Origin of the sequence: Variovorax sp. V213, assembly GCF_041154455.1 — a bacterium.
Classification (GTDB): Bacteria; Pseudomonadota; Gammaproteobacteria; order Burkholderiales; family Burkholderiaceae_C; genus Variovorax.
Map to the genome: position 1 here is coordinate 4,455,199 of NZ_AP028664.1, position 18,574 is coordinate 4,473,772.

Here is an 18,574-nt window from a genome sequence, read left to right on the forward strand (position 1 = left end):
AAGGCACCCCTCTTTTGGCCCCGCGAATGCTCACGTCGTGGGAGGCAAAACCCGTCAAAGCTCGGCGCGGACCTTGCTGAAAACTTTCCAGAATGCCGCGTCCTGCGAGGTCGCGAAATTGATCCGCATCATCGTGCTCGGCGGCCGCCGCGCATGGAACAGCGAGCCCGGCGCCAGCAGGTAGCCCTGGTCGAGCATGCGCTGCGTGAGCGCATCCGTGTCCACGCCGGTATCGACCCAGCCGAAGAGGCCCGCCGGTTCCGACGCGAAGCTGCAGCCGTGCGACATGGCTAGCTTTACCGCGCGGCCCCGCGCGCCGTCGAGCCGGATGCGTATGCGCTCGGCATGGCGCCGCAATTGCCCCTGGTCGATGCACCATGACAGCGCCCGTTCGAACAGCGTGGGCGTGGTGAGCGTGGCCAGCAGCTTGGTTTCGAGCAGCCGCTCCTTCAGATCCGGCGATGCGGCCAGGAAACCGATGCGCCAGTTGGGCGCCAGGATCTTTGCAAAACCGCTGACGTAGATGGTGCGCTGCAGCCCGTCGAGCGCGCTGAGCCGCGTGGCGTGCTCGGGCGCCAGGTGGCTGTAGGTGTCGTCCTCGACGATGTGAAAGTCATGCTCGTTGGCCAGCTTGAGCACGCGATGCGCACTGCCCGGCGTGAGGCTGTAGCCGGTCGGGTTGTGCAGCACGCTCACGCTCACGAACAGCTTGGGGCTGTGCAGCGCGCAGTACTGCGCCATCACCTCCAGGTCGGGCCCGTCGGCCCGGCGCGGCACCGGCAGGATGCGCATGCCCAGCGCCTCGAGCCGCGCGAACTCCAGCGCCCAGCCGGGCTCCTCGACCATCACCGGATCGCCCGCGCGCAGCAGCGTGCGGCTCACGATGTCCAGCGCATGCGTGGCGCCCACGGTCGTCACGATCTGGTCGGGCGCGGCGGGCACGTTGATGCCCATGAGCTTGTTCGACAGGCTGCGGCGCAGCGCGGCGTCGCCGGAGGGCTCCCCGTACTGGAGCGACAGCTCCTGCAGCACGGCTGTACTGGTCATGCGGCGCACGGCAGTCGGCATGAAGGTCGACGACATCCAGTCCGGCGGAAACACGCCCATGCCCGGCTGCGGCTTGTCGCTCGGCCGGTGAAACATGCTGCGGATGAGCGAACTCGCATCGGCCGGCACACGCGAGGCCATCATCTGCGCGACCATGGGGGCCGCGTTGGGCGGGCGCCCCTCCTGCGCGGGCGCCGAATCGCGCACGTAGAACCCGCGCTGCCGGCGCGCTTCGACCAGGCCCTGGGCCAGCAACTGGTCGTAGGCCGCCACCACCGTGTAGGGGCTCACGCCTTGCTGGCGCGCGCATTCGCGCACCGAGGGCAGGCGCGCGCCAGGCGGCAGCAGCCGGGTGCGGATGCGCTCGGCCAGCCGGTCGGCCAATTGCCCGGTGAGCGACTGGGTGGAGGTTCGTGTCAGCATCGGCTTGGGCTTCTGTGTCGAAAGGCACGCCAATACAGCTTTGGAATATGTTCGATCAACTGTATTGGAACTGTAATGGTCGCAAAGTTTAGAGTGTATGCAATGAACTGGCAAGAATTCACCGCGCTGCTGGTGCTGGCCACGGCGATGAGTTTCTCGCCCGGTCCCAACACCACGCTTTCCACCGCCCTGGCGGCCAACGGGGGCCTGCCGCGCGCGATGCGCTTCGTGGTGGCGGTGCCGGTCGGCTGGACACTTCTGCTGGTTCTTTGCGCGGCCGGCATCGGAGCGCTGGTGGTGGCGGTGCCTCCGCTTCGCCTGGGCATCAAGGCGCTGGGCGTGGGCTACCTGCTGTGGCTGGCCTGCAAGCTCAGCGGCAGCGGCACGCTCGGCCGCGCGGACAGCGCGAGCCTGAACATCGGCTTCGGCCAGGGCGTGATGCTGCAGTTCGTCAACATCAAGGCGTGGCTGCTCGCGCTCACGCTGGTGGCCGGCTGGATCGCGGGGCAGCCCGATGCGCTCGGCCGTTTCGCCATCGTCGCCCCGGTGATGCTGGTCTACGCCTTCGCCAGCAACTTCGCCTACGCCCTGGCGGGTGCGCTGCTGCGCGACTGGCTGTCCAAGGGCAAGCGCCTGCTGTGGTTCAACCGTGCGATGGGCCTGGTGCTGGTGCTCACGGCGTGGTGGATGCTGAGCGTATGAGCCGCGGCCTCCACATCAAGGACGAGACCCTGGGCATGTGGCTCGGCGTGATCGGCGTGGCGCTGTTCGCGGTCACCTTGCCGATGACACGGCTGGCCACCGGCACGCAGGGCGCGCCGCAGCTCTCGCCCTGGTTCGTCACGCTCGGGCGGGCCGCCTTGGCGGGCATTCTCTCGACGATCTTCCTGCTCGCCACGCGCTCGCCGCGGCCCGCGCCGCAGCAGTGGAAGCCCCTGGGCATGGCGGTGCTCGGCAACGTGATCGGCTATCCGCTGCTGCTGGCCTACGCATTGCGCGTGGTCACGGCCAGCCATGCGGCGGTGGTGACGGCGTTGCTGCCGCTCGTCACCGCGGCGGTCGCCGCGCTGGTGCTGCACCAGCGCGCGCGGCTCGGCTTCTGGCTTTGCGCCGTGGCGGGCAGCGTGCTCGTCGTGCTGTTCTCGCTGCTGCGCGCCAGCCAGCAGGGCCACGGCTTCGGTTTCGAATGGGCCGACCTGCTGCTGGTCGGCGCGGTGGTCGCGGCGTCGTTCGGCTACATCTACGGCGCGCAGGTCACGCCGTCGCTCGGCGCCGAGCGCGTGATCTGCTGGGTGTGCGTGATGGCGCTGCCCGTCACCTTGCCGGCCACGCTGGCCCTGTGGCCGCAAGAGCCCATCGCCACATCGGCCTGGCTGGGCTTCGTCTACGTCGGCGTGTTCTCGATGTGGATCGGCTTCTTTGCCTGGTACCGCGGCCTGGCGCTGGGCGGTGCATTGCGCGTGAGCCAGACCCAGCTGCTGCAGCCCTTTCTCTCCATCCTTGCCTCCATTCCGCTGCTGGGCGAGCCGCTCGACATGGTCACGCTGGGTTTTGCCGTTGCGGTGGTCTGCACGGTGGTGCTCGGCAAGCGCCTGTCGCAGCCGCAGCCGGCCCTTGCCATTTCGCCGCGTACAGCGCGTGCCGAACAATCCTGAAGAAAATTGCCTCTCACCTCACCCCGCCTGAAAGAAGAACCCATGAACTGGAAACTCGCCGCCCGCGCCGCCAAGATGAACCCGTCGGTGCTGCGTGAAATCCTCAAGGTCACCGAGCGCCCCGGCATCATCAGCCTGGCCGGCGGCCTGCCCTCGCCCAAGACCTTCCCGATCCAGGCCTTTGCCGGCGCCTGCGCCGAGGTGCTGCACAACGACGGCCAGGCGGCCCTGCAATACGCCGCGAGCGAAGGCTATGCGCCGCTGCGCCAGGCCGTGGCCGACATGCTGCCGTGGAACGTCGATCCCGCGCAGGTGCTCATCACCACCGGCTCGCAGCAGGGCCTCGACCTGGTGGCCAAGGTGCTGCTCGACCCGGGCAGCAAGGTGCTGGTCGAAACGCCCACCTACCTCGGCGCGCTGCAGGCCTTCGGCCCGATGGAGCCGCAGCCCGTGAGCGTGGCAAGCGACGATGAAGGCGTGATCGTCGAAGACCTGGTGGCCAAGGCACGCGCGACCGGCGGGCGGGCTTCGGAAGACGGCGCGCGCTTCGTCTACCTGCTGCCCAATTTCCAGAACCCCACCGGCCGCACCATGACCGAGGCGCGCCGCGCGGCCGTGTCGGCCGCAGCTTCCGCCGCGGGCCTGCCGATCGTCGAGGACAACCCCTACGGCGAACTGTGGTTCGACGAAGCCCCGCCGCTGCCGCTGACCGCGCGCAACCCCGAAGGCTGCATCTACCTGGGCTCGTTCTCGAAGGTGCTCGCCCCTGGTTTGCGCCTGGGCTTCCTGGTCGCGCCCAAGGCCATCTATCCGAAGCTGCTGCAGGCCAAGCAGGCGGTCGACCTGCACACGCCGATCTTCACGCAGCGCATGGTCTCGGCCGTGATGAAAGACAACTTCCTCGAGCGCCATGTGCCCACGATCCGCGCGCTCTACAAGCGCCAGCGCGACGCCATGATGGCCGCACTCACGCGCGAGATGGCCGGCCTCGACGTGAAGTTCAATGCGCCCAAGGGCGGCATGTTCCTGTGGGCGCGCCTGCCCGAGGGCATCGACACGGTGGCCCTGCTGCCCAAGGCGGTGGAGCGCAACGTGGCCTTCGTTCCGGGTGCGCCGTTCTATGCAGGCGAAGGCGATCCGCGCACGCTGCGCCTGTCGTTCGTGACGGCCAGCGTCGAAGAGATCGACATCGCCATCGCCGCGCTGGCCCTGACACTGCGCGAAGAACTGGCGCTGCTCGGCGAACGCAAGCTCGCGCCCGAACCCGCCTGAGCCACGACGCAGGGGTACGTCACGATGCACATCGCCATCCTTACTTTCGACGGCTTCAACGAACTCGACTCGCTGATCGCGCTCGGGGTGCTCAACCGCATCAAGAAGCCGGGCTGGCGCGTGACGCTGGCAGCGCCCAGCGCCACGGTCACCTCGATGAACGGCGTCACCGTGCATGCGAGCTCCACGCTCGAGGCGGCGGCCGAAGCCGGCGCGGTGCTCGTCGGCAGCGGCATCCGCACGCGCGAAGTGGCTGCCGACCCCGCCATCATGGGCGCGCTGCGCCGCCTCGACGCCAAGCGGCAGCTGATCGGCGCGCAATGCTCGGGCACGCTGCTGCTGGCCAAGCTGGGCCTGCTGGGCGCGGTGCCGGCCTGCACCGACCTCACGACCAAGCCCTGGGTGCAGGAGGCCGGCGTCGAGGTGCTCAACCAGCCTTTCTTCGCCAAGGGCAACGTGGCCACCGCCGGCGGCTGCCTTTCGGCGCCCTACCTCGCGGCCTGGCTCATTGCGCGCAGCGAAGGCATCGAGGCTGCGAAGAGCGCGCTGCACTACGTCGCGCCTGTCGGCGAAAAAGAAGACTACGTGGCGCGGGCCCTGCGCAACATCGAGCCTCATCTCCCCACGGTTCCAGCGGCCGCGGCCGCCGCTGCCTGAAAGAAGTGCTGCGAGACACGCCATGATCAGCCTCGCCACGCTCGCGCTCTTCCTGCTGGCCGTGCTGGCCCTGTTCCTGTCCCCCGGACCGAACATGGCCTTCGTGCTCTCGCACGGCGTGGCCCACGGACCGCGCGGCGGCTTCGCGGCGGCGCTCGGCATCTCGTCGGCCGACCTGGTGCACACGCTCTTCACCGCCACCGGCGTGACCGCGCTGGTGGCGGCATGGCCGCCCTCCTTCGACCTGCTGCGCTATGCGGGCGCGCTGTACCTGCTGTGGCTCGCGGCGCAGGCCCTTCGCAGCAGCGGCGGCCTCCCGGCGGGTGCGCGGGCGCAGCCGTCCGCCTTCGCGCGCATCGTGCGCATGGCGTTCCTCAACAATCTCGTCAATCCGAAGGCGCTGCTGTTCTTCATGGTGTTTCTGCCGCAGTTCGTCGACCCCGCGCGCGGCAGCGTGCCCTTGCAACTGGTGCAGCTCGGCGTCATGCTCGCGGCAGCCGCGCTCGCGTTCAACACGCTGCTCGGCGCATGCAGCGGGCAGGTCGGCCGCTGGCTGCAGCGCCGACCGGGGGCTGAAAAATTCCAGCGCGGCCTGCTGGCGCTGGTGATGGTCGGCCTGGCGATCCGCCTGCTGCTGCTCGACCGTCCTTCGGTGCCGTCCGCCCTGTCCGCCACATCTGTCCAAGGAAGCTGAACACATGCTCAACATCTGGGGCCGCATCAGTTCGATCAACGTGCGCAAGGTCGTCTGGTGCGCGCAGGAACTCGGGCTCGACTTTCAACGCACCGAAGCCGGCGGCCGGTTCGGCGTGGTGCAGACGCCCGAATACCTTGCGCTCAACCCGAATGCGATGGTACCCACCATCGACGACGGCGAAGGCAGCGAGCGCGTCACGCTCTGGGAATCGAACGTGATCGTGCGTTACCTGTGCGCCAAGCACTCGCACGGCAAGTTCTATCCCAGCGACCTGCCCGCGCGCTTCGACGCCGAGCGCTGGATGGACTGGCAGCAGACCACGCTCAACCGCGCGAGCCGCGACGCCTTCGTGCAATGGGTGCGCACAGCCCCGGCCGAACGCGAACCGGCGCTCATCGCCGCCTCCGTCCATGCGAGCGAGTCCCTGTTCGCGATGCTCGACGCGCACCTTGCGCGGCAGCCCTTCATGGCGGGCGACCGCTTCACCATGGCTGACATTCCCATCGGCTGCGAAGCTCACCGCTGGTTCGGCCTGCCGCCGGCCGAATACCAGCGCCCCAGCTGGCCGAACCTCGAACGCTGGTACGGCGAACTGATCTCCCGTCCGGGCACGCGCGGCGTGCTCGATCTCCCGCTCGAATGAAAAGCATGAAACCCCGCCCGTTCAAACAAGTCGACGTCTTCACCGCAACGCCCTACCTCGGCAATCCGCTCGCCGTGGTGCTCGACGGCGCCGGCCCCGACGACGCCGCGATGCAGCGCTTTGCGCAGTGGACCAACCTGTCCGAGACCACCTTCCTGCTGCCGCCGACCGACCCCACGGCCGACTACCGCGTGCGCATCTTCACGCCCGGCGGCGAGCTGCCCTTCGCGGGCCATCCGACCATCGGCAGCTGCCATGCCTGGCTGCAGGCCGGCGGCAAGCCCAAGGCGGCGGGCCGGGTCGTGCAGCAGTGCGCGGCGGGCCTGGTGCCGCTGCGCCGCGAGGGCGAGCGCCTGGCGTTCTCGGCTCCGCCGCTCAAGCGCAGCGCGCCCAGCCCCACCCTGCTGGCCAAGGTGGCGGGCGCGCTGGGCCTGAAGGCCCAGCAGATCGTCGCGGCGCAGGTGCTCGACAACGGCCCCGTCTGGTTCGGCCTGCTGCTCAGCGATGCCGACGCCGTGCTCCGGCTCGTGCCCGACCACCGCATGCTCAAGGAGCTGGGCGTCAAGGCCGGCGTCGCGGGCGTGCCCGTGGCAGAGGGCTCGTCGATGCTGATCGGCCGGTCGAACCGCGAGGCACGCGCCTTCGGCGGCAAGGCCGCGGCCGAAGCCGACGGCGGACCGAAGATCGACCTGGAGGTGCGCGCTTTTGCAGCGCCCATCGGCGTGGAAGAAGACCCGGTCACCGGCAGCCTCAACGCCAGCCTGGCCGAATGGCTGATCGCCGACGGCCACATGCCCGAGCGCTACGTGGCCGCGCAGGGCCAGTGCCTCGGACGCGCCGGCCGCGTGTACATCGAGCGCGACGGCGATGGCAAGGTGTGGGTCGGCGGCGATGCCGTGACCTGCGTCGACGGCCAGGTGACGCTGTAACGGAGAACACCATGCGCGCGCAACTCGACCACCTGGTGATCGCCGCCGCCTCGCTCGCCGAGGGCGTGGCGTGGTGCGAAGCCACCCTGGGCGTGACGCCGGGTCCTGGCGGTTCGCATCCGCTGATGGGCACACACAACCGGCTCCTGAACATCGCGAGCGCGGCCTTTCCCCAGGCCTACCTCGAAATCATCGCCATCGAGCCGGGCAAGCAGCCGTCGCGCCCCGGCACGCGCCGCTGGTTCGACCTGGACGACGCCGTGCTGCGGGCAGGCCTCGCGCAACGCGGGCCGCGGCTGGTGCACTTCGTCGCGCGCGTGCCCGACGCGCACGCCGCGCTGCAGGCGTTGGCGCACGACGAACATGCGCACATCGATCGCGGCCACTTGCTCGAAGCCTCGCGCGACACGCCCGCCGGCCGGCTCGAGTGGCAGATCACGGTGCGCGACGACGGCCAGCGGCTGTTCTATGGCGCGCTGCCCACGCTGATCCAGTGGGGGCCGGTGCATCCCACCGACGCCATGCCGCCCTCGGGACTGGCGATGCAATCGCTGCGCGCCACGCATCCGCGCGCGGCCGCCCTGGATGCCGCGCTGTCAGCCATCGGCATGTCCGACATGCCCGTGCAGCCCGGCGCGCCCAATCTGGTGGCCGTGCTCGACACGCCCCGCGGCCCCGTCACACTTCAATCCGAAGGGCTCTGACCGACATGCTGACCTTGACCGAAATCGCCTGGTTCGCGCTTGCCTCCATGCTGCTTGCGCTCACGCCGGGGCCGAACATGATCTATTGCGTGTCGCGCACGTTGATCCAGGGCCGCCGCGCCGGGCTGGTCTCGCTCGGTGGCGTGATGATGGCTTTCCTGGCCCACCTGTTCGCGGCCGCGCTCGGGCTCACCGCGCTGCTGCTGGCCGTGCCGGTCGCGTTCGATGCCATCCGGCTTGCCGGCGCCGCCTATCTGCTGTGGCTGGCATGGCAGGCGGTCAAGCCAGGCGGCAATGCGCCCTTCGAGGCGCGCGCGCTGCCGGCCGATCCGCCGGCCAAGCTGTTTCGCATGGGCTTTCTCACCAACCTGCTGAACCCGAAGGTCGCGATGTTCTACCTCTCGTTCTTTCCGCAGTTCATCCATCCCGAGCGCGGCTCGGTGCTGCTGCAGAGCATGCAGTTGGGCATGGCACAGATGGCCAGCAGCGCCGCGGTCAATACCGTCGTGATTTTCGGCGCCGCAAGCATCACGGCGGTGCTCTCGCAAAGCGCCGGATGGCTGCGTGCACAGCGGTACGTGATGGGCAGCGTGCTGGCCGCGCTGGCGGTGCGAGTCGCACTGACGGAACGCAAATAAAAAAGGCCGCCCGTGAGGTTCACCCGCGACGAAATCGAATCCGCGCAGCGCACCGTCGGCGCCGCCATGCCGCCCACGCCGCAATACGCATGGCCGCTGCTCGGGCAGCGCCTCGGCAGCGCGGTATGGGCCAAGCACGAGAACCATACGCCGGCGGGCGCCTTCAAGATCCGCGGCGGGCTGACCTACTTCGAGACGCTGGCGCGCGAACAGCCGGACGTGCGCCACGTCATCAGCGCCACGCGCGGGAACCACGGCCAGTCGGTCGGCTTCGCGGCGCGGCGCCACGGGCTCGCGGCCACCATCGTGGTGCCGCACGGCAACTCGCTCGAGAAGAACGCCGCCATGCGTGCCCTGGGGGTGCAGCTGGTCGAGCATGGCGACGACTTCCAGGCGGCCGCGGAGCATGCGGTCATGCTCGCCGAGCGCGACGGCATGCATCGCGTGCCCTCGTTCCACCGCGAGCTGGTGCGCGGCGTGTCGACGGCGTATGTCGAGTTCTTCAGCGCATTGAAAGACGCGCCGCCGGACGTGCTGTTCGTGCCCATCGGCCTGGGCTCCGGCTTTGCCGCGGCGGCTGCCGCGCGGGCGCATTGCGGCGTATCGACCAAGCTCGTCGGCGTGGTGTCGGCGCATGCCACCGCGTACCGCGACTCCTTCCGCGCGGGCCGGCCCGTCGAGTCGCCGGTCAGCACGCGGCTGGCCGACGGCATGGCCTGCCGCACGCCTGTGCCCGAATCGGTCGAGGTGATCCTGCGCGAAGCCGACGACGTGATCACCGTCACCGACGACGAGATTGCCGAGGCCATGCGCATTCTCTTCAGCGACACCCACAACGTGGCCGAAGGCGCCGGCGCCGCCGCGCTGGCGGGTGCGCTTCAGCAGCGAGAGCGCTGGCGCGGCAAGACGGTGGGCATCAGCGTGAGCGGCGGCAATGTCGATTCCGGCATGTTTGCCGGGGTGCTGGCCCGCAGCGTTTCCTAGTCCGAAAAGTCAGGGCAGAGGCTGCGTATTGGCCGTGTCCAGCGGCAGGCGCGACACCTCGGCCAGCAACAGCGCCAGCTGCTGCGCGGCCGCATCGACCACCGCCTGGCCGCGCAGCGCCGTCGCCGCGGCCGCATTGCCCGCGGCGCCCTGCGCGTTGTAATCCTCCATGGCCCAGCCGAGCTTGGCGCTCTTGCCGTTGCCGAGGATCGCGTAGTCGGCCGCGCGCTGCTCGGAAGTAGAACGGAAATTCTTCGCCTCGCCCATGCGCACCTGTTGCGGCGCAAGCGCCAGCATCATCGAGGTTTCGATGTCGCCCGCATGCACGCCGAAGCGGTGTTCATCCGCGCCGAACTGCGCGCCGGCATCGCCCAGCGGCAGGTTGAACCAGCTCACGCTGTAGACGATGAGCCCGTGGGCCGCGCGCAGCTCACGCGCCACGATGTCCATGGCACCCACGTGGCCGCCATGCGCGTTGAACAGCACCAGCTTCTTCACGCCGGCGCGCGCCACGCCGGCGCCGATCTCGTTCCACATGCGGATCACGGTCTCGGCCGACAGCGTGAGCGTGCCCGCGAAGCGCGCGTGCTCGGGGCTCAGGCCGATCTGCTGGGTCGGCAGGAACAGCACCGGCAACGCCGCCGGCAGCAGCGGCAGTGCCGCGGCCACGATGCCGTCGGCCAGCACCGTGTCCACGCCCAGCGGCAGATGCGGCCCGTGCTGCTCGGTGGCGCCGAGCGGCAGCACCGCGACCGTGGCTGCCACATCGAGCGCCGCGAAGTCGCGCGTCGTCAGTTGAGACCAGTGGCGGGGCAGGGATACCGGGGATGCGTTCATCCGCCGATCTTAGAGCGGTGATTCAATCCACGCGACCCCGCGCCACACGCGCTCTTCGACGACACAAGGACACTCATGGACCTTCAACTCCAGGACCGGCACGTTCTCATCACCGGCGGCAGCAAGGGCATCGGCCTGGCCTGCGCGCTGGGCTTCCTGCGCGAAGGCGCGCGCGTGAGCCTGGTCTCCCGCGATCTGCAGAACCTGGAGCAGGGCCGCAGGACGCTGGTCGAGGCGTTCGCGCAGGCCGAGGGCCGGGTCTCGGTGCATGCCGCCGACCTCAAGGACTCCGCCAGTGCCGTGGCCGCGCTCGATGCGGCCGAGCAAGGCTTCGGCCCGGTCGACGTGCTGGTCAATTCCGCCGGCGCCGCGCGCCGCACACCGCCCGACGAGCTGGACGCCGCCGCCTGGCACGACGCGATGGACGCCAAGTACTTCACCTACATCCACATGATCGATCCGGTCGTGAAACGCATGGGCCAGCGCGGCCGCGGCGCCATCGTCAACGTGATCGGCCAGGGTGGCAAGGTCGCCAGCCCGGTTCACATGGCCGGCGGCGCGGCCAACGCCGCGCTGATGCTGGTGAGCGCCGGGATGGCCGCGGCCTATGCCCCCAAGGGCGTGCGCGTGAACGCGGTGAACCCCGGCCTCACGCTGACCGAGCGGCTGCAGGAAGGCCTGAAGGCGGATGCGAAGCTGCAGGGCATCGGCAGCGACGAGGCGCTGCAGCGCGCCAAGGCCCGGCTCCCGCTCGGGCGCATCGCCGCGCCGGACGAGATTGCCAATGCCGTCGTGTTCCTGGCGTCGCCGAGGGCGAGCTACATCACCGGCGCCATCGTTGCAATGGATGGCGCCGTCACGCCCATGATCTAGGCGGTGGCGGTCAGCGCCTCGAACTTCAGCGCCAGGAAGTCCACCAGCGCCCGCACGCGCGCCGGCACGAAGCGCCCGCTCGGCAGCAATGCATGCAGCGGATAGGGCTCGGTGTCCCACTCGGGCAGCAGGCGCACCAGCCGTCCGCTCGCGATGTCGTTGCGCACGTCGAGCGCCGACTTCAGCGTGATGCCGCGCCCCGCCACGGCCCAATCGCGCGCGAGCGAGGCATCGTCCACGCTGCGATCGCCCTTGACCCGCACTTCGGTCCACTGCCCGTTCTGCGCGAAGCGCCACGTGCGGTGCCGGCGCCCGCCGCGATCGAAGGTGAGGCAGTTGTGGTGCACCAGGTCTTGCGGCGTCTTCGGCGCGGCATGGCGGCGCAGGTAGGCGGGCGATGCGGTGAGCAGCGGATTGGTCAGGGCAAAGGGCCGCGCCACCAGCCGTGAATCGGCCAGCGCGCCATAGCGCAGCGCCACGTCGACCTCGTCGCGGGTCACGTCGAGCAGCCGGTCGCCGACGGAAAGCGACAGCTGGACGCCCGGGTGCCGTTCGAGGAATTCGTCGAACCAGGGCAGCAGCGTGCTGCGCGTGAGGTCCGACGGAGCGGCCACGCGCAGGGCGCCGACCAGCTCACCGCGATCGGCCGTGACGAGCGATTCGCCTTCGTCGAGCAGCTCGAAGGCGCGCACCGCGTAGTCGAGCAAGGTCTGGCCCTGCGAAGTCAGGCGCATGGCGCGGGTCGAGCGCTCGAACAGGCGCGCGCCGAGCTGCGTTTCCAGCCGTTTGAGCGTCGCGCTGGCGGCGGCCGGCGTCAAGCCCAGTGCATGGGCGGCCGCCGTGAGCGTACCGCCGCGCGCGGTCTGCATCAGCACCTGCAGGTCCGACAGATTTTCAATCTTCATTTGAAAGTGTTGCTGATTTTGACAGTCTTATCAATTTCTGGTTGCCATCCTACAGTGGCCAATCCATTCAAGAAAGGTCCCGACATGAAAGCCATCGGCTACTACCAAGCCCTCCCCATCGACAACCCGGAATCGCTGCAGGACATCGAACTGCCCGCGCCCGCGGCCGGCCCGCGCGACCTGCTGGTGCGCGTGAAGGCCATCTCGGTCAACCCGGTCGACGCCAAGGTGCGCAAGAACATGGCGCCCGAGGCCGGCCAGGCCAAGGTGCTGGGCTGGGACGCTGCGGGCACCGTCGAGGCGGTCGGCTCCGAAGTGAATAACTTCAAGGTCGGCGACCGCGTCTACTACGCCGGTTCGATCGTCCGGCCCGGCGCCAATTCGGAGCTGCATGCGGTCGACGAGCGCATCGCGGCGCTTGCGCCCAGGAGCCTCGACGACGCGCAGGCCGCCGCGCTGCCGCTCACCACCATCACCGCCTACGAGCTGCTGTTCGACCGCCTCCGGGTGCCGAAGAACGGGGGCGCGGGCCAGACGCTGCTCGTCACCGGCGGGGCCGGCGGCGTGGGCTCGATCCTGATCCAGCTCGCGCGCCAGCTCACGCAGTTGCGCGTGGTGGCGACGGCCTCGCGGGCCGAGACGCGGGCCTGGTGCCTGGCGCTCGGCGCGCACGCGGTCATCGACCATTCGAAGCCGCTCGCGGCCGAACTCAAGGCCGCCGGCATCGGCGAGGTCGACATGGTCGCGAGCCTCACGCAGACCGGCCAGCACTACGCGCAGATCATCGAAAGCCTCAAGCCCCAGGGCCAGCTCGCGGTGATCGACGACCTGCCGTCGCTCGACGCGATGCCGCTCAAGACCAAGTGCATCTCGCTGCACTGGGAAATGATGTTCGCGCGCTCGCGCTTCGAAACGCCGGACATCGCCGAGCAGGGCGCGCTGCTGGCCGAAGTGGCGGCGCTGGTCGATGCGGGCCGCATCCGCACGACCGCCAACGCGAGCTTCGGCACCATCAATGCCACCAACCTCAGGAAGGCGCATGCGCTGATCGAAAGCGGCACTGCGCAGGGCAAGGTGGTGCTCGCGGGGTTCTGAGCGCTTCTGCGCACAATCGGCCGCATGGCCGACAGCATCCAGCCCCTGATCGAATTCGAGACCCCGCGCCTTCGGTTGCGCCAGTGGCGCGAGAGCGATCTCGCGCCCTTTGCCGCGCTCGCCGCCGACCCGGAGGTCATGGCTTTCCTGCTGCCGCTTCCCACTCGGGCCGACAGCGATGCGCTGGCAGCAAGCATCAAGTCACGCATCGCCGCGAACGGATGGGGCTTCTGGGCCGTCGAGCACAAGGATTCGGGCGAATTCGCGGGCTTCACGGGCCTGAACGCCCCGTTGGCCACGCTGCCCTTCTCGCCGTGCGTCGAGATCGGCTGGCGCTTCGCGCGCCATTGGTGGGGCCAGGGGCTCGCAACCGAGGCGGCGCGCGGCGCCTTGCAGGTCGGCTTCGAGCGGCTCGGGCTCGCCGAGATCGTGGCGTTCACGGCGCTGGGCAATCTCCGCTCGGCGGCGGTGATGGAACGCATCGGCATGCATGAAGACCTGGCCGGCGCTTTCGATCACCCGAGCGTGCCCGAGGGGCATGCGCTGCGCCGGCACCGGCTGTTCCGAATCGGCCGCCCGCGGCGCTAGAAGTCGAACGCCTACTGCGGCTTTGCCCGCGTGACGCGCCAGACCACGTTGCCCACGTCGTCCGCCACCAGCAGCGCGCCGTTCTTGTCGAGCGCCACGCCCACCGGCCGGCCTTGCGCCTTTTCGTCCGCCGTGAGAAAGCCGGTCAGCACGTCGACCGGCGGTCCGCTCGGGTTGCCGCCGATGAAGGGCACGAACACCACCTTGTAGCCCGACTTGGGCTTGCGGTTCCACGAGCCGTGCTCGCCGATGAAGGCGCCGCCAGCGAATTCCGCGGGCATGCCGCGCCCGTCGGAAAACACCAGCCCCAGCGGCGCGACATGCGAGCCGAGCGCGTAGTCGGGCACGACGGCCTTGGCCACGAGGTCGGGCTTCTGCGGCGTGACACGCGCATCCACGTGGCCGCCGTAGTAGCTCCAGGGCCAGCCGTAGAAGGCGCCATCCTTCACGGAGGTCAGGTAGTCGGGCACGAGGTCGCTGCCGATTTCGTCGCGCTCGTTGACCACGGTCCACAGCGCCTTGGTCTCGGGGTGCCAGGCCAGGCCGTTGGGATTGCGCAGGCCGCTCGCGAACAGGCGCTTCTCGCCGCTCTTCACGTCGACCTCCCAGATGGCGGCGCGGCCTTCTTCGGCGGCGAGCCCGTTTTCGCCGATGTTGCTGTTGGAGCCGACCGTGACGTAGAGCTTGGTGCCGTCGGGATTGGCGATCACGTTCTTGGTCCAGTGGTGGTTGATGCCCGCCGGCAGCGGCGTGACCACCGTGGGCGAGGCGCTGGCCGAGGTCTGGCCCTCGGTGTAGGGCACCTTGACGAGCGCGTCGGCATTGGCAATGAAAAGCTCGTTGCCGACCAGCGCCATGCCGAAGGGCGAACTCAGGTTCGACAAGAAGACGTGCCGCACCTCGGCCGCACCGTCACCGTCGACGTCGCGCAGCAGCATGATGCGGTTGGGGCTCGGCACGCCTGCGCCGGCGCGGGTCATGACCTTTCCCATGACCCAGTTGCGGATCTTGTCCATCGGCCCGCTGCCGCCGTCGCTGCTGCCCTCGGGCTTGGGCGGCTTGTTGCTCTCGGCCACCAGCACGTCGCCGTTGGGCAGGGTGTACACCCAGCGTGGATGGTCCAGCCCGCGCGCCAGCGCATTCACGCGCAGGCCGTCGGCAGCCTTGGGCCCGGCGGTGTCGGACCACCCGACCGCGGTGGCCACGTTGACGGTGGGAATCAGCGTCTTGTTGGGCTCGGCCAGTTGCGGACGCGGCCCGATGGTGGCTTCGGGGGGCAGCTTGGCGGCTTCGCCGCAGCCCGCCAGCGCCGCGGCCACGGCGGCCAGGGAGACCAGGGAAGAAACGGCGATGCTCGGAACCTTCATTCACTCTCCTCGGTTGTCGCGGCATGCCGGCCGCTTTTGACGCAGATCATGCAGCCTGCGCCGGCATGGGCTGTCGGCCGTGGGCGCTTTTTGGCGTGGGCGCACCCCATTGGCGCATCGCCGCTACCATCGGCCGCATGACCGACGACCTGTTCCGTGCCGACGCCTACCTGCGCGCCTGCGAAGCCCGCATTCTGCGCATCGACGATACCGGCATCGTGCTGGACCGCACCGTGTTCTATCCGCTGGGCGGCGGGCAGGCCGGCGATACCGGCGTGCTGGCGCTGGCCGATGGCCGCGAAATCGCCATTGCCGACACCCGCAAGGCGAAGAACGAGGAAGGCCAGCCCACCCCCGAGTTCGTTCACGTGCCGGCCCAGGGGCAGGCCGAACTCCTGGCCGCGCTGAAGCCCGGCGACACGGTGACGGCCCGCCTCGACTGGGAGCGCCGCCACCGGCTGATGCGCTTTCACACTGCCAGCCACCTGCTGTGCCACCTCGTGCCGGTGCCGGTGAACGGCTGCTCGATCACGCCCGACTACGCGCGCATCGACTTCCACATGACCGATCCGCTCGACAAGGAAGCGCTGACCGCCGGCCTCGCGCGGCTGGTGGAAGCGGCGCATCCGCTGACCGTGGGCGCCATCACCGACGAGGAGCTCGACGCGAATCCGGCGCTGGTGAAGAGCATGAGCGTGCAGCCGCCACGCGGCACGGGCACGGTGCGGACCATCCGCATCGGCGGCGAGGGCGGCGAGGGCGGCGCGCAGATCGATTTCCAGCCCTGCGGCGGCACGCATGTTGCAAACACCGCCGAGATTGGCGCGGTGGTGGTCACCAAAATCGAGAAAAAGAGCGCCAACAGCCGCCGCGTGGTGCTGGGCTGGGCCGCTTGAGGCCCCATAAACACCCGGAACTTCGCACTGCCCGCCTGCTCCGACTCATCGGCATGATCTTTTCCCGCTTCTTTCATCTGGCTACGTTTCTGGTAGCAACCGCCGCAGCGTGCATGCCGGCTGCGGCCCAATTGGCATCCAAGCCGGGTGCTGTCGTCACCACCCCCCATGTGCGCGCCGAACTGGTCGCGCACGCGCCGGAGGGCGTGACGCCCGGCGCTCCGGTCTGGGTCGGCCTGCAGATCACCCACCAGCCCGAGTGGCACACCTACTGGAAGAACGCCGGCGATTCCGGCCTCCCCACCGAGCTGAACTGGACGCTGCCGCCAGGCGTGGCCGCTGGCGACATCGCTTGGCCGGTGCCAAAGAAGATTCCGGTCGGCAGCCTGGCCAACTACGGCTACGAGGGCACGGTGCTGCTGCCGGTGCCGCTCGAGGTGTCGAGCAATTTCAAGCCGCCGCTGGCCCTTGGCACGGGTGCATCGGCGCTCGACATCCGGCTCAAGGCCACGTGGCTGGTGTGCCGCAAGGAATGCATCCCCGAGGAAGGCGAATTCACCCTCGCGCTGCCGCTGCAGGGCTCGACCGCGCTGCACAAGGCCGACTTCGACGCGGCCCAGGCGGCCCAGCCGCAACCGCTCGCCAAGCCGGGCGCCGTCGAGGTCAATGGCAACAACCTGCAAGTGCGCCTCGAAGGCCTGCCCGCCGCCGCGCAGGGCAAGACCCTGGGCTTCTTCCCCGAAACGCCCGAACTGATCCGCACCGCCGCGGAGTCGGGCAAGGACTGGACGCAGAGCTGGCAAGGCGCCACCTGGACCGCCACGCTGCCGCTGGCCGACCAGCGCAGCGCCAGCCCGGCGACGCTGCCGCTGGTGGTGGCGCTGGCCGAGCCCGACCGGCAGCCGGGCCAGCCGGTGGCCTGGCGCACCGAGGCGCCGGTCGGCGGCACCTGGCCCGCGGCCGCCGCGCCGCGCGCCGAGGTGTCCCCCGCGCTGCAGGCCGCACTGGCCGCCAACGCAGCGAACGCGGCGAAGGCCGCCGCACCGGCCTCGCCCACGGAGTTGCCGCCCCAGCCCGCGAGCACCTTCGTCCTCGCGTTGCTGGGCGCCGTGCTCGGTGGCCTGCTGCTCAACCTCATGCCCTGCGTGTTCCCGATCCTCGCCATCAAGGTGCTGGGCTTCGCACGGCAGGCTGGCAATCGCAGCGCGCACCGCACGGCGGGGCTGGCCTACACCGCGGGCGTGATGCTCTCGTTTCTCGCGCTGGGCGGCGCCATGCTGGCGCTGCGCGCGGCAGGCGCCCAGCTCGGCTGGGGCTTCCAGCTGCAATCGCCGGCCGTGGTGGCCGCGCTGGCGGCGCTGTTCACGCTGATCGGGCTCAACCTGGTGGGCGTGTTCGAGTTCGGCCGCGCGGCGCCGTCTTCGCTGTGTTCCGCGCAGGCCAGGCACCCGATCGCCAACGACTTCCTGTCGGGCGTGCTGGCCGTGGTGATCGCATCGCCCTGCACCGCGCCGTTCATGGGCGCCTCGCTCGGCTTTGCCATCGGGCTCCCGGCCGTCCAGGCCCTGCTGCTGTTCGCGGCGCTGGGCCTGGGGCTGGCGCTGCCGTACCTGGTCGCCGGCTTCATTCCGGCCGTGGCGCGGCTGCTGCCCAGGCCCGGCCCGTGGATGGGCACGCTGCGCCGGCTGCTGGCGTTCCCGATGTTCGCCACCGTGGCCTGGCTGGTCTGGGTGCTGGGCCAGCAAAGCGGCATCGACGGCGCGGGCACGCTGCTCGCGCTGCTGGTGTGCATGGCCGCCATCGTCTGGGCGCTGACGCTGCGCGGCCGCACGCGGCTCGTCATTGCCACGGTGCTGGTCGCCTTCACCGCGGTACTCACCGCGGCCATCGGCCGCAACGTGCTGCAGACGGTGGAGCCGGCCAGGCTCGCGTCCAAGGCCGGCCAGCGCTGGCAGCCGTGGTCGACCGAACGCGTGGCCGAGCTCACCGGCGCCGGGCGGCCGGTGTTCATCGACTTCACCGCCGCCTGGTGCGTGACCTGCCAGTACAACAAGAAGGCCACGCTCGCGGATGCCGAGCTGCTGGCCGATTTCGACAGCAAGAAGGTCGCGATGCTGCGGGCCGACTGGACGCGCCGCGATCCCGCCATCACCGCCGCCCTGACCGCGTTCGGGCGCAGCGGCGTGCCGCTGTACGTGCTGCAGGCGCCCGGCAAGCCGCCGGTCGTGCTGACCGAGATCCTGGGCAAGGACGAGGTGCGCGCGGCGCTTGCCTCGCTTTGACCCCGGTGTGACATGGGTTGTCACATGCACATGAGCAAAGCGCTCTAAGCTCTCGCCGTTGTTCGTTTTTTCTTTTGGAGTT

The 18,574-nt window shown here is 69.7% G+C and carries 19 protein-coding genes; 15 read left to right on the forward strand and 4 right to left on the reverse strand.

Going from position 1 to position 18,574, the window contains the following annotated elements; all coding sequences use genetic code 11:
* Nucleotides 1-54: 54 nt before the first annotated feature.
* Nucleotides 55-1,470, reverse strand: a complete 1,416-nt coding sequence (locus ACAM55_RS21135) for a PLP-dependent aminotransferase family protein (protein ID WP_369653409.1) — start codon at nucleotides 1,468-1,470, stop codon at nucleotides 55-57.
* Nucleotides 1,471-1,572: 102 nt separating this feature from the next.
* Between ACAM55_RS21135 and ACAM55_RS21140 the strand changes: the two genes are divergently transcribed.
* From ACAM55_RS21140 to ACAM55_RS21185, 10 genes are read left to right on the forward strand one after another with little or no spacing between them, the layout of a single operon-like run.
* Complete coding sequence (locus tag ACAM55_RS21140; protein WP_369653410.1) at nucleotides 1,573-2,172, forward strand: LysE family translocator; 600 nt, start codon at nucleotides 1,573-1,575, stop codon at nucleotides 2,170-2,172.
* Nucleotides 2,169-3,125, forward strand: a complete 957-nt coding sequence (locus ACAM55_RS21145; RefSeq protein WP_369653411.1) for a DMT family transporter — start codon at nucleotides 2,169-2,171, stop codon at nucleotides 3,123-3,125. The genes ACAM55_RS21140 and ACAM55_RS21145 overlap by 4 nt, the downstream gene beginning before the upstream one ends.
* Before the next feature lie 42 nt (nucleotides 3,126-3,167).
* Nucleotides 3,168-4,397, forward strand: coding sequence for a PLP-dependent aminotransferase family protein (locus tag ACAM55_RS21150; protein WP_369653412.1), 1,230 nt, complete (start codon nucleotides 3,168-3,170; stop codon nucleotides 4,395-4,397).
* Between the two features lie 24 nt (nucleotides 4,398-4,421).
* Nucleotides 4,422-5,054 (forward strand): DJ-1/PfpI family protein, encoded by a 633-nt coding sequence (locus ACAM55_RS21155; RefSeq protein WP_369653413.1) that lies wholly within the window; start codon nucleotides 4,422-4,424, stop codon nucleotides 5,052-5,054.
* Nucleotides 5,055-5,076: 22 nt separating this feature from the next.
* The gene (locus tag ACAM55_RS21160; protein ID WP_369653414.1) at nucleotides 5,077-5,748 is read left to right on the forward strand and encodes a LysE family translocator; all 672 of its coding nucleotides are present in this window, start codon (nucleotides 5,077-5,079) and stop codon (nucleotides 5,746-5,748) included.
* A 4-nt stretch (nucleotides 5,749-5,752) separates the two neighbouring features.
* A complete protein-coding gene (locus ACAM55_RS21165; protein ID WP_369653415.1) occupies nucleotides 5,753-6,394 on the forward strand; it encodes a glutathione S-transferase family protein in 642 nt (213 codons plus the stop codon).
* A 5-nt stretch (nucleotides 6,395-6,399) separates the two neighbouring features.
* Complete coding sequence (locus ACAM55_RS21170) at nucleotides 6,400-7,323, forward strand: PhzF family phenazine biosynthesis protein (protein ID WP_369653416.1); 924 nt, start codon at nucleotides 6,400-6,402, stop codon at nucleotides 7,321-7,323.
* An 11-nt stretch (nucleotides 7,324-7,334) separates the two neighbouring features.
* Nucleotides 7,335-8,027 (forward strand): VOC family protein, encoded by a 693-nt coding sequence (locus tag ACAM55_RS21175; protein ID WP_369653417.1) that lies wholly within the window; start codon nucleotides 7,335-7,337, stop codon nucleotides 8,025-8,027.
* Nucleotides 8,028-8,032: 5 nt separating this feature from the next.
* The gene (locus tag ACAM55_RS21180) at nucleotides 8,033-8,665 is read left to right on the forward strand and encodes a LysE family translocator (RefSeq protein WP_369653418.1); all 633 of its coding nucleotides are present in this window, start codon (nucleotides 8,033-8,035) and stop codon (nucleotides 8,663-8,665) included.
* A 12-nt stretch (nucleotides 8,666-8,677) separates the two neighbouring features.
* Nucleotides 8,678-9,649 carry a threonine dehydratase gene (locus ACAM55_RS21185; protein ID WP_369653419.1) on the forward strand — a complete coding sequence of 324 codons (972 nt, stop codon included), beginning with the start codon at nucleotides 8,678-8,680 and terminating at the stop codon, nucleotides 9,647-9,649.
* Nucleotides 9,650-9,658: 9 nt separating this feature from the next.
* On the opposite strand, the gene ACAM55_RS21190 is transcribed toward ACAM55_RS21185, so the two are convergent.
* Nucleotides 9,659-10,486, reverse strand: coding sequence for a creatininase family protein (locus ACAM55_RS21190; protein WP_369653420.1), 828 nt, complete (start codon nucleotides 10,484-10,486; stop codon nucleotides 9,659-9,661).
* A gap of 75 nt (nucleotides 10,487-10,561) precedes the next feature.
* Between ACAM55_RS21190 and ACAM55_RS21195 the strand changes: the two genes are divergently transcribed.
* Entirely contained in the window at nucleotides 10,562-11,359 is a 798-nt protein-coding gene (locus tag ACAM55_RS21195; protein ID WP_369653421.1) for an SDR family oxidoreductase, read from the forward strand.
* Here the strand turns inward: ACAM55_RS21195 and ACAM55_RS21200 are convergent.
* Nucleotides 11,356-12,264: a LysR family transcriptional regulator gene (locus ACAM55_RS21200; RefSeq protein ID WP_369653422.1), complete on the reverse strand. Its 909-nt coding sequence runs from the start codon at nucleotides 12,262-12,264 to the stop codon at nucleotides 11,356-11,358. The two genes, ACAM55_RS21195 and ACAM55_RS21200, sit on opposite strands and share 4 nt — an antisense overlap.
* A gap of 84 nt (nucleotides 12,265-12,348) precedes the next feature.
* Between ACAM55_RS21200 and ACAM55_RS21205 the strand changes: the two genes are divergently transcribed.
* Nucleotides 12,349-13,359 carry a zinc-binding alcohol dehydrogenase family protein gene (locus ACAM55_RS21205; protein WP_369653423.1) on the forward strand — a complete coding sequence of 337 codons (1,011 nt, stop codon included), beginning with the start codon at nucleotides 12,349-12,351 and terminating at the stop codon, nucleotides 13,357-13,359.
* Nucleotides 13,360-13,383: 24 nt separating this feature from the next.
* Complete coding sequence (locus ACAM55_RS21210) at nucleotides 13,384-13,947, forward strand: GNAT family N-acetyltransferase (protein ID WP_369653424.1); 564 nt, start codon at nucleotides 13,384-13,386, stop codon at nucleotides 13,945-13,947.
* An 11-nt stretch (nucleotides 13,948-13,958) separates the two neighbouring features.
* Here ACAM55_RS21210 and ACAM55_RS21215 read toward each other — a convergent pair whose 3' ends face one another.
* Nucleotides 13,959-15,314: a sorbosone dehydrogenase family protein gene (locus tag ACAM55_RS21215; RefSeq protein WP_369653425.1), complete on the reverse strand. Its 1,356-nt coding sequence runs from the start codon at nucleotides 15,312-15,314 to the stop codon at nucleotides 13,959-13,961.
* A 137-nt stretch (nucleotides 15,315-15,451) separates the two neighbouring features.
* Here ACAM55_RS21215 and ACAM55_RS21220 point away from each other — a divergent pair, with 137 nt between their 5' ends.
* A complete protein-coding gene (locus ACAM55_RS21220; protein WP_369653426.1) occupies nucleotides 15,452-16,210 on the forward strand; it encodes an alanyl-tRNA editing protein in 759 nt (252 codons plus the stop codon).
* Between the two features lie 113 nt (nucleotides 16,211-16,323).
* Nucleotides 16,324-18,492 (forward strand): protein-disulfide reductase DsbD family protein, encoded by a 2,169-nt coding sequence (locus ACAM55_RS21225; RefSeq protein ID WP_369653427.1) that lies wholly within the window; start codon nucleotides 16,324-16,326, stop codon nucleotides 18,490-18,492.
* Nucleotides 18,493-18,574 lie beyond the last annotated feature (82 nt).

Excerpts from the sequence above, each read along its gene's own strand:
- ACAM55_RS21210 (WP_369653424.1), top strand. The coding sequence starts at position 13,384 with ATGGCCGACAGCATCCAGCCCCTGATCGAATTCGAGACCCCGCGCCTT.
- ACAM55_RS21200 (WP_369653422.1), bottom strand. The coding sequence starts at position 12,264 with ATGAAGATTGAAAATCTGTCGGACCTGCAGGTGCTGATGCAGACCGCG.
- ACAM55_RS21165 (WP_369653415.1), top strand. The coding sequence starts at position 5,753 with ATGCTCAACATCTGGGGCCGCATCAGTTCGATCAACGTGCGCAAGGTC.
- ACAM55_RS21190 (WP_369653420.1), bottom strand. The coding sequence starts at position 10,486 with ATGAACGCATCCCCGGTATCCCTGCCCCGCCACTGGTCTCAACTGACG.
- ACAM55_RS21180 (WP_369653418.1), top strand. The coding sequence starts at position 8,033 with ATGCTGACCTTGACCGAAATCGCCTGGTTCGCGCTTGCCTCCATGCTG.
- ACAM55_RS21220 (WP_369653426.1), top strand. The coding sequence starts at position 15,452 with ATGACCGACGACCTGTTCCGTGCCGACGCCTACCTGCGCGCCTGCGAA.
- ACAM55_RS21225 (WP_369653427.1), top strand. The coding sequence starts at position 16,324 with ATGCCGGCTGCGGCCCAATTGGCATCCAAGCCGGGTGCTGTCGTCACC.
- ACAM55_RS21145 (WP_369653411.1), top strand. The coding sequence starts at position 2,169 with ATGAGCCGCGGCCTCCACATCAAGGACGAGACCCTGGGCATGTGGCTC.
- ACAM55_RS21215 (WP_369653425.1), bottom strand. The coding sequence starts at position 15,314 with ATGAAGGTTCCGAGCATCGCCGTTTCTTCCCTGGTCTCCCTGGCCGCC.
- ACAM55_RS21195 (WP_369653421.1), top strand. The coding sequence starts at position 10,562 with ATGGACCTTCAACTCCAGGACCGGCACGTTCTCATCACCGGCGGCAGC.
- ACAM55_RS21205 (WP_369653423.1), top strand. The coding sequence starts at position 12,349 with ATGAAAGCCATCGGCTACTACCAAGCCCTCCCCATCGACAACCCGGAA.
- ACAM55_RS21135 (WP_369653409.1), bottom strand. The coding sequence starts at position 1,470 with ATGCTGACACGAACCTCCACCCAGTCGCTCACCGGGCAATTGGCCGAC.
- ACAM55_RS21140 (WP_369653410.1), top strand. The coding sequence starts at position 1,573 with ATGAACTGGCAAGAATTCACCGCGCTGCTGGTGCTGGCCACGGCGATG.
- ACAM55_RS21160 (WP_369653414.1), top strand. The coding sequence starts at position 5,077 with ATGATCAGCCTCGCCACGCTCGCGCTCTTCCTGCTGGCCGTGCTGGCC.
- ACAM55_RS21175 (WP_369653417.1), top strand. The coding sequence starts at position 7,335 with ATGCGCGCGCAACTCGACCACCTGGTGATCGCCGCCGCCTCGCTCGCC.
- ACAM55_RS21170 (WP_369653416.1), top strand. The coding sequence starts at position 6,400 with ATGAAACCCCGCCCGTTCAAACAAGTCGACGTCTTCACCGCAACGCCC.
- ACAM55_RS21150 (WP_369653412.1), top strand. The coding sequence starts at position 3,168 with ATGAACTGGAAACTCGCCGCCCGCGCCGCCAAGATGAACCCGTCGGTG.
- ACAM55_RS21155 (WP_369653413.1), top strand. The coding sequence starts at position 4,422 with ATGCACATCGCCATCCTTACTTTCGACGGCTTCAACGAACTCGACTCG.